Below are 12,080 nucleotides of genomic sequence, written 5' to 3'. Positions count from 1 at the left end.
CATTTGAAAGCGTTGTAAGAAACCATCATTGCCTTTGCCATATAAAACATTGCGTATAAAGGGCAGAATGCGAGAGGGTTGAATGCCCCCTATAATAGAGACGGTTGCATTGGGAATAAAAATGGTTCCCCGCCCAATCCGGTCATAAATAAATTGACCATCTCCATTAAAAGCTTCCAAATAAAAGGCACGGTCTGATTGATATTCCTTCCGTTCCATATCTGTTAAGAAACCGGATAATTCATCACGCACCATCAAGAGACCACGGGGGTTTTCTTTTAAGAGTTCCCCAAGCTTTTCAACGGTCACATCATTGACAATAAAACGAGAGACATCATCATCACGCGCATTGTCTTTAGAGAGGGTTTCAGACAAAAGAGCATGGGCTGTTTCAAGATCTCCTTTTTTTATTGCTTTATGGGCTTGTTTTTTCTTTTCGGACTTGTCTAAAGTTTCAAGTATCTCTTCAATTTCTTGTCTCTCTTTCTGCTTTAGCCAGTCTTTATACCATTTCTTTTGGAGGCAAGTGATGGGAGCTAAAGCCGCTCGCATGGTAGGCGTTTTCATGGTTGAAGGTTGACCAATAAGAGCCCCCCAGAGATTAGGGACAATCTTCCAATCATCATGTTGTTTTGGAGCAATCCGCACGCCATTGCCAATGAGAGCAGCCAAGCCACACAAAGCAGAGACGGCGACAAAATCGATAGGGGATTGTTGACGGTCAGCAACGTCATAAATATAGCGACCTAAGACATATGGGACTTGTATAGGATCAAAAGGCTCAACGGGTAAGAGAGCCGTATCAATTGGTTTTAATTCCCCCCAACCATTTTGTTGCAATGCCTGTTCATAAGGAATAGCTTTTAAACAAGTATTTTCGTTTAAAGAGCCATTATCGTTATCATTGACGAGTGTATTTTGATTGTTGGTATCTACAATATTATTTTTATTCTCTCTCATTTATTTATACCTTTCAGTATTAAAAAATCATTGAAATCTAGACCGTATGGGGCTTGCATGATAAAAACCTCAAAGCCTTGTCTATAGGCACGCGCAGCGAGGGTAAAACCTGCTTTACGACCAGCATCATCGCCATCCATTGCAATGGTGAGACGCGCTTTTGTATGGGGTAAATTCACACGCATCATGCCACTGGTTGAAAGGGATGCCCATAAATTAACGGGCTCTGATAACAATCCAGACAACAAAGCCAGACCAGTTTCAATGCCCTCACAAACAACAAGATGCTGATCATTGCCTTGGCTTAAATGCACAGCACCACCAGCTACAGATCCCAACATAGCTTTTGCTGGTGACAAATTCGTTTTGCAGCCATTGTCTTTTAAAAAGGTTCTATGGATCGCAAAGGAACCAGCCCCCTTAACAAGAGCAACCAACGCGGGTAGTGTTATCCCAGATGGGTGCGGACATTTACCGTGAAAGCGTAAATCAGACGGCAATTCACATGTAATCCCCCGCGTGCGTAAATAGGTCTCAGCTAAAGTATTTTTGATTGGTTTGCTTTGTTGCCAAATTGCTTTTGCTCTCTCTGCTTTCTGTTTTGCTCCTTTGAGATCAGCACAAAACTGTTTTGAGAAAGAAAGCGTATGATCATAAGCTTTATGACCCAGCAAGCCAATTCTTGTGAGCGCTTGTATGATCTCTCTAAAAGAGCAACCAGCATAACAATAGAGCAATAAACGCCCATCATTTCCATTAGAAATAGATAAACTAGGCAGCCTATCATCATGAGCAGGGCAATGAGCAAGTCCATAATACCCACGCCAAACCCCACGCAAGGCACGCGTGATACCCTGCGCATTCTTAAAAGAATACATCATTTCTTGTCCTGTAATGTTGCGTCACAGGACGGATTCTGCTATCTTGAGGGTGTTAAGTTTGAGAAAGCCTTGTCCGTCCTTACGTGACAAGGTTTTTTTATGCCGCATCACTTTGACGTTGCTGTTTTGCTTGCTCGATAACATTGAGAAGATCCGATTGTAACCAACGGGATAAAAAACCAAATTTTAAAGGTTTTGGTAAAGATCCATTGGTAACATGACGGCGGAATGTTGAGACACTCATATGAAGCAATTTTGCACTTTCACGGTCTGTTAAAAGAATATCGTTTTCTGTCATTCTAAAATCCTTTCATAATAAAAAATAGAACCAAATCATGCCTATTTATTAAGCACATTTTGGATGATTTTTGAAGGTATTTTATTTATAAAAAACAGTATTTTATCTTAGTTTTATTGATGTGATAAATTATGAGTCTTATTGAGAGCGAATGAGAGAGAAGAGAGAGAAAGTTATCCACAGATGATGGGGTAAATTACCCCATATCTTAAGATTGACCTGTGACATAAGCCGCCCATTTATCCATATAGATACGACGCTGTTCTAAATAGTCAGTACGACGATAAGCGCGTTCTACTTGTCCTCCTACCGTATGAGCTAAAATGGTTTCAGCGACCTCATAGGGGGCATCGGTTGTTTCAGCGAGCCAATTGCGTAAACTAGAGCGAAATCCATGGGGGCAGGATTCAAGTCCAATTTTTCTCATATATTTTGACATAACCATAGGTGAAATAGGAGCCCGACTAGAAAAAGAAAAGATGAAATTACTTTTAGAGATACAACGGGCTTGTTCTATCACTTTCATTGCCTCTGATGATAAGGGGACGCGAAATTCTGTTGTAGCATCGCGCTTTCCTTTCATATTTTCAGCAGGTATGATCCATATATCCCCATCAATCTGATCTTCACGAATATGACGCAAGGGATTGGTACGAACCCCTGTAAGGATAAGCAAACGCAAAGCCAGTTGTGTGGGGTTTGTTGTTTGGCAAAGCGTTTTATAAAAAGCGGGAACATCTTTCCAATCCATTGCAGGTAAGTTTGTGATTTTATGGCGTTGTTTACCTAAGAGAGCTTGTGCTTTTGTTACTGCTTGTAAATCAACATCCAAACCCAAAGCAGCCGCATGTTTGAGACAAAGATTGAGACGAATGAGAGCTCTACGCGCTGTAACAGCTTTTGTATGCCAGATAGGGGCAATAGTATTGCGTATCTCTGTTTGGGTAATCTCAGAAACCGGTAGACAACCTAATTTAGGGAGAATATGAAGGCGTAAAGGTAAAAACCAGTTTCCATCTTTACCATCACCTTTTAATTCAGCTTTACGACTTTCAAAAGCATCCAAAGCAATATCTTTTAAATAATGGAGATTGCTTATTGCCTCACGCTTTTGTTTATTACGTTCTTTAATAGGGTCACGTCCCTCACGTAGAACAGAACGCCACCCAGTTGCCAATTCACGGGCTTGTTTTAAAGAGACATGTCTCAAGGCACCCAAGCCCATTTCATGACGGCGCCCATGAAGGGTATACCGTAAAATCCATTGAGCACCTCCATCTTTACGCTTATGAAGTAACAAGCCAGCACCATCATTATATTTGCCAGCTCCCAATGTTGCGACAGATCTTGCATTAAGACGGTTCATAAGAGCCATTTTTAGTCCTTTCTTATACAAATTTGATCCACACACTCATCCCACTTGTTATGTGCAAATGAGTGGTTTTGATTGATTCAAGATAAACAGCTTTGAAATGAGAGAATCTTACGTTATTCGGGATTCTAACTCAATATGAATAACGCTAAATTATCATTATAAATCAATATCTTGAACAAGTCATGTATATCCTCAATAGCCAATCCAAAGGCGGTTTGATGGCTGAACGCGATGCTTTTGACGATGAACGTCAGGCTTTGGAAAGTTGGTCACGAACGGATGCGATTACATGGTTGAAAAAGGGAGCTTTGACCAATGGAAAATTACAACCCAAGCCAAGTGCGCAATTTCCTTCGGGTTTTTTCCAGTTATTTAATGAATCGCGCGAGGCAATCACGCATGTTACAGGATTGTCTGCTGAGTTTATAGGGACAAGAGAAGCCAATCAAGCCAATGTCCTAGAAAATACACGCCGACAATCAACCCTTAATTTGCTTGCAGGTTTATTTGACAATCTCAAGCTTTACCGATGCAGACAAGGAAAAATTATTCTTTATTTGATTCAGAATTATCTTTCTGATGGTCGTTTAATTCGGATTTCTGGTCCTGAGAATGCTCAGTATATACCGTTAACACGTGAAGCTGTGACAAGTCTTGAATACGATATTATTGTTGATGACTCACCGACCAGCCCGAATGAAAAAGAGAAAACTTTTGCAGCGATTACTCAGATGCTGCCGCTTCTTGGTGGTTTTTTAACACCGGATATGATCCCCGATCTTCTGAAGCTTTCGCCTTTACCCGCTACGCTTGTGGCAAGTTTAACAGCAAAAGCACAGCAGGCACAGGAACAGCAGCAACAACAGCAGATGATGCAACAAAGCCAAGCTCCACAATTGAGTCCAGAGCAACAAGCAAAGATCGCGGCTCTGCAGCAGGAAACACAGGCAAAAGGCGCACTTTATCAACTTGATGCGCAGCAGAAACAAGCCGTCTTACAGCAGAAGAATATTGAGCTTTTCTTGAAGCAGGAGCAAGCGCGGATGCAGCTTGAACTTCAACAAGCAAAGAATGCAATAGCGCAACGTGACTTAGAGCGCAAAGCATTACAAGCGCAGTTAGAACAGTATCGGGCTGCAACTGCAAGAGCAAGAACGCATTAAAGGAACAAAAGATGGAAGAAAAATTTACGCCAGAAGAACAAGCGGTTTATGATGAACACTTTGCTAATGATCATTCTGTTGAGCTTTTTGAACCTGAGCAAATTACTGAACCTGAGCAAGTTATTGATACTTTTGAAACGAATGACAATTCTGTACAGATGGTTGATGAACAACCTCAGAGGTCGCTCGATTATGAAGCAATAGAGCAAGAGAGACAAGCACGCCAAAAAGCAGAGCAAAGTGCTGAAGAAGCGCGTGAACTTGCTGTTGAGATTGCGCAAAACTATGCGGAAATGCAAGAAGAACTTGCGCGACACGCTGAGGCAAATATTCCAACTCTAGAAGAGGATCCCAAAGCGCATATTGCTTGGCTTAGCCATAAAGTGCAAGAGCAACAGAAATTGCTGAATGAGTTTTCTTATATGAAAGAGCAGCAAAAGCGTATAAGTCAAGAGCACTATGAAAGGCAACAATTAGGGGCTTATTTTGAAGAAGCCAAAGCTCAAGTTCAAGACAAATATCCAGATTTAGAGAATATCACGAATTATCTCTATGAGATAGCAGATAATTCATTAAAAGCGCAAACAAGTCTCTATCCGCAATGGGAAGACCCTGCGATGAGACAGGAGCAAATTGGTGCTGAATTGCGCCAAATTTGTCAGCAGTGCCGAAAAGCCGGTCTTAACCCCATCGAGGTGCTTGTGCAAAAGGCAAAAGCTTTTGGCTATACAGAAGCCCCGATCAAGAATGAAGTTGAAACTCTCCAAGAACGGAACACAGCAGCAAGGACCTTAGCAGCACGTGGTGGGCAGGTTCCAACAGGTGGTGTTGATATAAGAACACTCTCTTCCATGCCGGAAGCTGAGTTAGCTGCGTGGGTTGAGAATAATAAAGAAAAATTTGAACACATCATGAGCAGAGTGTGAAGAGATGCACGGAAGTGCAGAAGAGATAACCAAGTGGTTATGATTGCTTGGTTATGCCGTAAGGTTCATTAAAAAACTAAGAAAGGCATTTTTTGAAATGGCAACAACAGAAATCAATATTAATAACCCATTAGCGGTTCGCGTTTGGGCAAAAATACTTAATTCAGAAACCTCCAAAGCGACGCCAATAGCCCCTCTTATGGGGAAAGATAAAAATAATATCATCCAAGTTTTGGATTCCTTGGAAAAAACAGCGGGGGATTCCGTTACAAGTGGATTGCGTGTTCAGCTTATGGGTGATGGTGTTACTGAAGGTCAAACGCTGGAAGGCAATGAAGAAGGTCTTCAATTTATGAGCGAAACAGTGCGGATCAATGAGCTTTCTCATGCTGTGCGTGTTAAAAATTATGGGACGATTGATCAACAACGTGTTCCGTTTAGTTTGCGTGAAGAAGCAAAGAATGGACTTGTTGATTGGTATGCTGATCGTTTGAGTATGATGTTTTTTATTCAGGCTGCTGGCTATACAGCTCCGTGGATGAAGTTTGAGGGGCACACAATAATGCTGAAACCTGTCCATTATGGTTTTAATGCGCCATTGGAGCCTAGTAAATTGCGCGTTATTCGTCCAAGCAATAAAAAGACTGATGAAGAACTCACTAAAGACGATAAGTTTACATTATCTCTGATCGATAAGGCTGTAGAACGTGCAAAATTGGCTAATCCGCGTTTACGTCCTGTTCGTGTTGAGGGAAAGTCTGTCTATGTGCTGTATTTGCACCCCACACAGGTGACTCAATTGCGCACAAATACAGAGAGTGGGCAATGGTTGGATATTACCAAAGCCGTTTATAGTGGTTCACACTCTAAAAACCCGATTTTTGATGGTTCGTTGGGCATGTATAACGGTGTTGTTTTACGGGAATCTGAACATGTACCGAATGGCGTGGATTCAAAAACGCAAGAGCCTGTTCCTTCTGTCCGTCGTGCTATTTTGCTGGGTGCGCAAAGTGTTATTATGGCTTATGGACGGATTGGTAAAGACAAAACGCGTCATCATCTTACAGAAGAACTCTTTGACTATGAACGTGAATTTGGTGTTGCCTCTAAGACCGTTATTGGGATGAAAAAATCACATTACACCTTGCCTAATTCTAAGCAAGGAGGACAAGATTTTGGCACGATCGTTATCCCATCTTTTTCTGAAGAAGTATAAAAATATTGAGCGCATAAATAGGATCTAAACTATGGAAAAAAAACAACCCTTTATACAGCCATTTGTTGAAGTTGTTGAGACAACAGATGATGGAATGCCGATTGTTTTACAAGGTCGCAATATCCATACACAACAAGTGAGTTTTTTGCGGACGCGTATCAAACATACAGATCATGGGCTTACGACGAAAGTTGGTACTTTGCCTAGAGGTGCTTTAGTTAAGAGCATCACTGTTTATACACTTACCGATTTTGGCGGCGCAACTGCAAAGTTTGGAAAAAAACCAAGTGGCAGTGATTATGGCAAAGCAACGCTAGTGAGTGCTGGTGTTGAAGAGTTTAATTTACCTATCGAAGTGCGAAGTGTTCCGTTAGAGTTTGAAAACACGATTTACGCTACACGAGACAAGAAAAGTACTCAAGGAGATGCTGAAATCATAGTTGAGTTTTATACTAATTATTAAAAAATAGGGGGCGTCTGTTTTTTCCGTCCCCTGAGATTCTTAAAAAGAGTTGATCATGACAATAACGATACAGACAAGTGGTCCGATTGAAGAAAAAGGGACCCTTGTTGCACGTAACAAAAATTTCATTCAAATGTTAAAGGACATTCAAGATGAAATAGATGATCAAACCGATGAATATATTGATCAAGTACAGAAGGCGATATTTTCAGCACTTCGGTTTTGTGAACGATTGCCGTTCTATTTTAATGAAAGCCGTGAGATTGTTTTTACCACTCTTCGAGGCAAAAATCGTTATGGTGGTGAGACAAGCCATTTTATTGCAGAGGCTGTTCAGATTGTTGAGGTTTATCTCTATGATAAGCATTACAATAAGTTCAAACTTTTGCAGACAGACCCGATCATTCTTGAAAGTTCTGAGAATGAATTAAATCGTGGTACTCCGACGCGTTATGCCTATTTTGAACAAAAGCTTGTTTTGTCTCCAACTCCAGATGATGCTTATTCCATTCGGCTTATTCTTAGTCCTATGAGAATAAAAGAGATTGAGACGATACAAGATGGTTCAATATGGTTTTCAGAAGCCTATGAGCTTATCAAAACTCGGGCTAAGTATGAACTCTATACGAATATTATCAAAGAACCGCAAATGGCTGCAGCTGCTTTTGCTCTGTTTCAAGAACAGGTAGAGGCACTCACAATCGAAACGTCACGGCGTAAAAACTTATTCCAGATCCAACATACAGATTTTTGATGACTTTTATTCCTATTGCTGAATTTCGACCGGATATCGCATTTATTAATAGTGGTTATTCGAATGAGATCGTAAATGTTTTACCTGCTCCTCAGTCCTATATTCCATTTCCAATGGTTGCGCCAGCATCGGATCCTTTTCCTGATATTATTTTGGGTGTTTATGCTCTACGCTCCTTAGATGGTGTGCGGATTATCGTAGGTTCACCAACAAAGCTGTATGAGTATAACAGTAGCACGCGTGGATGGAAAGATATCAGCAAGCCAGAGACTGAATATCATGCGAATGAAAACGCACCATGGTCTTTTGCTTCTTTTGGAGAGTATCTTATCGCTGTTAATAGCAATGATGTTCCTCAAAAGCTTGCGCTCAAAACGGATGAAAAATTTAAGGATTTAGGCGGTAATCCTCCACGCGCAGGTCTTGTCCGTGTATGGGGTGATTTTGTTTGCTTGATGAAGCTGACCGATAAACCAAACCGTGTTCAGTGGTCCGGATTGAATGATGCTGAATGGTGGACTGTTGGTGAAAAGAATTGCGACTATCAAGATTTTCCGGATGGAGAATATGTTCAAGGCTCAACAGAAGCAACCAATCCGCTTATTTTTATGCGATCGGCTATTTATCATGCAACATTCGTTCCCGGATCTAAAATTATTTTCAGCTTTTCCAAGATAAAAGATAAAATGGGCGCTAAAAGCAGCACAGCTATTACAAGCCGTGGAAACAACACTTTTTTTATTTCTGATGATGGTTTTTATCAGATCAACAGCACAGGAGAAATGGTTCCTATTGGTTTTGGTAAAGTTGATAAAACCATTTTTACGCTCTACAGTAATTTGGCTCTTGATGAGATGAAAGCGTGTATTGATCCAGTCTATTCACGGGTCTATTTCTCTATTCATGATGATATTACAGGAAGCAATATCTATGTTTATGATTGGCTGCTCCAAATATGGAGTGTCATTAAAGGACAAGATCTCCTTTTATTTCCTCTCTTTTCAGCGGGGTATACATTAGAAGGTTTAGATGAAGTCTCAGAGCGTCTTATAGACTTGCCTGCTTCTCTTGATAGTAAAATGTGGCAAAATGGTGCTCCAGTGTTGGGAGCTTTTACGCAAGACAATAGGTTTGGACTTTTTGCGGGTGCACCTATGGAAGCAGTGATCGCTTCACAAACTGTAGGGGACACAGCAAGACAGATCAACTTAATGACGGAAGCCTTTGTTCAAGCGGACACCATTGAGGGGCGTTTAAGTGTTGGATCTGCTTTTATCATTGATAAGAAAAGTAAATTAAACTGGGCTAAAGAACGCTATGCCGCCTATAATAATGGAATGTACAATATTCGCTCTCGTGCTCGTTATCACGCTTTGCGTCTTAGAATACCAGAAGGCACACAATGGACTCATATAACGGGTTTTGATGTAAAGCTTAAACCCGCGGGCATCAGATGAATTTGAAGATTTATAATACAGAAAAATGGAGTGCTGATCAGATGGCACCCTATTGGGATCATGTTCTAAAATCCATTGCTACCTTTAACAAGAAATTTGCTGAGGATTATACTCCAGAAACTATTTTAAACGATATTTTGAATGGAACGAAAGTTCTTTGGATTATCGTTGATGAGCACGAAAATTTTATGGCTCATGTCACAACAGAATTACAAAAACTCATAACAGGAACTCTGCGGGCGGTTATTGTAACGCTTAGCGGAACAGGTGGGAAAGACTTAAGCCAAGTTATTTCTCAGATTGAAACCTATTATAAGGAAAAGGGAGCCCAAGAGCTTCTTATCATAGGTCGGCATGGATGGAAAAAATCTCTTCAATCGCATGGTTATGTTGTTAATCTTTTAGAATATAGAAAGAAGCTTTAACATGGGAAAAAATACCAAATCTACTCAGAGTACGACACGAACAAATTCACCGCCACCATGGGCACAAGGGATCTTTGAGCAGGCTGCTAAGGATGCAATGGATTTCTATAATAAAGGCAGCGGAAAGGCTGTTTATGATGGTGATCGTGTAGCAGGTTTAAGTGATCCAACAAAGAATGCCATTAATGGGCTTAACAATACCGTTCAGAACTATGAGAATAGTTATTTAAATGGATTGGCAACGGGACAAAATTCAACAAGTAAAAACTTGAGTGAGATGGCTTCCGGACAACAAATAGGCAATAACCCTTACTTTAATGATGCCCTTCAAAACGCATTAAGCAAAGCGACAAATTCCATTAACAGTTCATTGGCAGGTGCGGGTCGTTATGGTTCGGGCGCACATACGGGTGTTCTTGCAAACGAATTAGGTGGTATGGCAACCCAAGCGTTATCGCAGCAATATAACCAAGATGTCAATAATATGATGAATGCCAATAGCTTAATCGATCAAGCGAACCAAAATCAGTTGGCAGGGGCTAATAACTTTTTTCAAGGACAAGGACAAGCCAATATAAATGCTTTGACGGGAGGAAGTTTAATTGATGCCAATAATCAGAGACATATAGATGCAGAGCAGCAAAAATGGGAACAACAGAACAATCTCGATTGGGATCATTTAAATAAGTTGCTTGCAGCTGGAGGAGCTTCTGCCGGAGGTTATGGAACAGAAACTTCAACAACTCCACGGCAAAAAACAAATCCTTGGGAAATTCTAGGAAGCATTGGAAGCATTCTTGGTGGTTTTGCTGGTCTTAGTGATAAAAGAGCGAAAGAAAACATTGTCGAAGCTGGACAGAAAAATGGTCATAAACTCTATGACTATAATTATAAGGGATATCCAGAGCGCTATCGTGGGGTGATCGCACAAGAGGTTCTTCAGACAAATCCTGAGGCTGTTTTCTTGAACACTGCTACAGGCTTTTTGCATGTTAACTACGACAAGCTTGGCTTTAACATGGAAAGGATTGTGTGATGGAGCAAAAAGATTCTTTTTCTCTCTCAAGATTTCTTGATCCGAAATTTTTGCGTCCTATGATATATGAGGGTGTTCCTCAATTGCACAGGCATTTGTTCAAACAGCTTGCGTCTCCAGATTCATCATTTGCAAGACAACACAATTCCAATTCTTTAGAAAATGCTGCTTTTAACACAGTTCCTATCGAGAATATGGACGACTCTGATCATCAGAAAAAAATAAATTTTGGAGGGCTTATTCGGGGGGCTCATGCGGGGACAAGACCATTTGGAGGAAAATCACTAACGGAATTGATTACGTCTTTTGATGATTTAAACTATCAAACGCCTTCCTTGCCAAATTATTCAGATTATACAGTACCAGAATACAACAAACAGAATTTTTCGGAGCAGGGTGTGTCATTGATCCCTTACTCTGACTTTGTTTCTAGTATTGATAAACCTAATGAAGATGAGGCACAAGCACAGCAGAAAAATGTGATGGACTATATTGCAGAGCTCAACAAGAGGTCTGTGCAAGAACAAGAGCAGGATAAGAGTCCTTTTATAGAGGATGAAGCACTTTCTCATGGCTCCTTAGAGGGGAGAAGTTTACAAGAAAAGAGAGCTTTTGATGGTCGTGAAGCTGAGAACAAAAAAGACAATGCCAGTAACTTTTGGGATCGTTTCAAAAAATCAGAGTTTTCAGAACATTTAATGGATTTTTTTGCTGGTCTTTCACAAGGAGAAACACCGGAAGAAAGTTTTTCCAATGCAGGGATTACTTTGCGGCATGGCAATAATGAACGGACACAACGGAAACAGACTTTAGAATTCTTGCGCTCAAAAGGCTACAGCGATGAAGATGCGCAAGTTCTCGCCCAGCATCCTGATCTTGTTCAGAAGATGATTGGAAATACATTAAGCTCTGAGGAAGGGTATAGAACACTCACTGCAGAAGAAAAAGCAGAGTATGGGCTTCCGAAGGACGTTCCTTTCCAAGTTTCAAGCTCGGGAAAACTCATTCCTGTTTCAAGTCCTGATGGGGGTTATAGAACACTCACTGCAGAAGAAAAAGCAGAGTATGGGCTTCCGAAGGACGTTCCTTTCCAAGTTTCAAGCTCGGGAAAACTCATTCCTGTTTC

The 12,080-nt window shown here is 40.8% G+C and carries 11 protein-coding genes and 2 pseudogenes; 9 read left to right on the top strand and 4 right to left on the bottom strand.

The annotated features are described in order from the left end of the window. The 4 genes from ABID39_RS07200 to ABID39_RS07185 form a co-directional block, all read right to left on the bottom strand. A partial coding sequence (locus ABID39_RS07200) for a DUF3987 domain-containing protein (protein WP_354187414.1) occupies window positions 1-960 on the bottom strand: 960 nt, incomplete at its 3' end. Next, window positions 957-1,841 (bottom strand): DUF7146 domain-containing protein, encoded by an 885-nt coding sequence (locus tag ABID39_RS07195; RefSeq protein WP_354187412.1) that lies wholly within the window; start codon window positions 1,839-1,841, stop codon window positions 957-959. The genes ABID39_RS07200 and ABID39_RS07195, both read right to left, overlap by 4 nt. A 97-nt stretch (window positions 1,842-1,938) precedes the next feature. Beyond that, window positions 1,939-2,139 carry a helix-turn-helix transcriptional regulator gene (locus ABID39_RS07190; protein WP_007347209.1) on the bottom strand — a complete coding sequence of 67 codons (201 nt, stop codon included), beginning with the start codon at window positions 2,137-2,139 and terminating at the stop codon, window positions 1,939-1,941. 208 nt (window positions 2,140-2,347) lie between these two features. Next, window positions 2,348-3,514, bottom strand: coding sequence for a tyrosine-type recombinase/integrase (locus ABID39_RS07185; protein ID WP_354187410.1), 1,167 nt, complete (start codon window positions 3,512-3,514; stop codon window positions 2,348-2,350). A gap of 161 nt (window positions 3,515-3,675) precedes the next feature. Between ABID39_RS07185 and ABID39_RS07180 the strand changes: the two are divergent. From ABID39_RS07180 to ABID39_RS07140, 9 genes and pseudogenes are all read left to right on the top strand, one after another. Beyond that, window positions 3,676-4,677 (top strand): annotated as a pseudogene (locus tag ABID39_RS07180) (portal protein); the annotation flags it as partial. An 11-nt stretch (window positions 4,678-4,688) separates the two neighbouring features. Continuing rightward, window positions 4,689-5,603, top strand: a complete 915-nt coding sequence (locus ABID39_RS07175; protein WP_354187408.1) for a hypothetical protein — start codon at window positions 4,689-4,691, stop codon at window positions 5,601-5,603. A gap of 97 nt (window positions 5,604-5,700) precedes the next feature. Beyond that, window positions 5,701-6,819, top strand: coding sequence for a BaGTA-type gene transfer agent major capsid protein (bgtG, locus tag ABID39_RS07170; protein ID WP_354187406.1), 1,119 nt, complete (start codon window positions 5,701-5,703; stop codon window positions 6,817-6,819). A 31-nt stretch (window positions 6,820-6,850) separates the two neighbouring features. Next, the gene (locus ABID39_RS07165) at window positions 6,851-7,282 is read left to right on the top strand and encodes a hypothetical protein (RefSeq protein WP_354187404.1); all 432 of its coding nucleotides are present in this window, start codon (window positions 6,851-6,853) and stop codon (window positions 7,280-7,282) included. A gap of 55 nt (window positions 7,283-7,337) precedes the next feature. Next, window positions 7,338-8,036, top strand: coding sequence for a phage adaptor protein (locus ABID39_RS07160; protein ID WP_354187402.1), 699 nt, complete (start codon window positions 7,338-7,340; stop codon window positions 8,034-8,036). After that, window positions 8,036-9,493 carry a gene transfer agent protein BgtE gene (gene bgtE / locus ABID39_RS07155; RefSeq protein WP_354187400.1) on the top strand — a complete coding sequence of 486 codons (1,458 nt, stop codon included), beginning with the start codon at window positions 8,036-8,038 and terminating at the stop codon, window positions 9,491-9,493. Before ABID39_RS07160 ends, bgtE begins: the two co-directional genes overlap by 1 nt. 41 nt (window positions 9,494-9,534) lie before the next feature. Continuing rightward, entirely contained in the window at window positions 9,535-9,918 is a 384-nt protein-coding gene (locus tag ABID39_RS07150; protein ID WP_354187416.1) for a hypothetical protein, read from the top strand. Between the two features lies 1 nt (window position 9,919). Beyond that, entirely contained in the window at window positions 9,920-10,954 is a 1,035-nt protein-coding gene (bgtD, locus tag ABID39_RS07145; RefSeq protein ID WP_354187398.1) for a BaGTA-type gene transfer agent maturation protease BgtD, read from the top strand. Beyond that, window positions 10,954-12,080: pseudogene (locus tag ABID39_RS07140) on the top strand (hypothetical protein); the annotation flags it as partial. The gene bgtD and the pseudogene ABID39_RS07140, both read left to right, overlap by 1 nt.

The organism is Bartonella japonica, assembly GCF_040545385.1.
GTDB classification, from domain to species: domain Bacteria; phylum Pseudomonadota; class Alphaproteobacteria; order Rhizobiales; family Rhizobiaceae; genus Bartonella; species Bartonella japonica.
The sequence above is the reverse complement of the archived record's forward strand: the minus strand, read 5'-3'. Positions and strand labels throughout refer to the sequence as shown.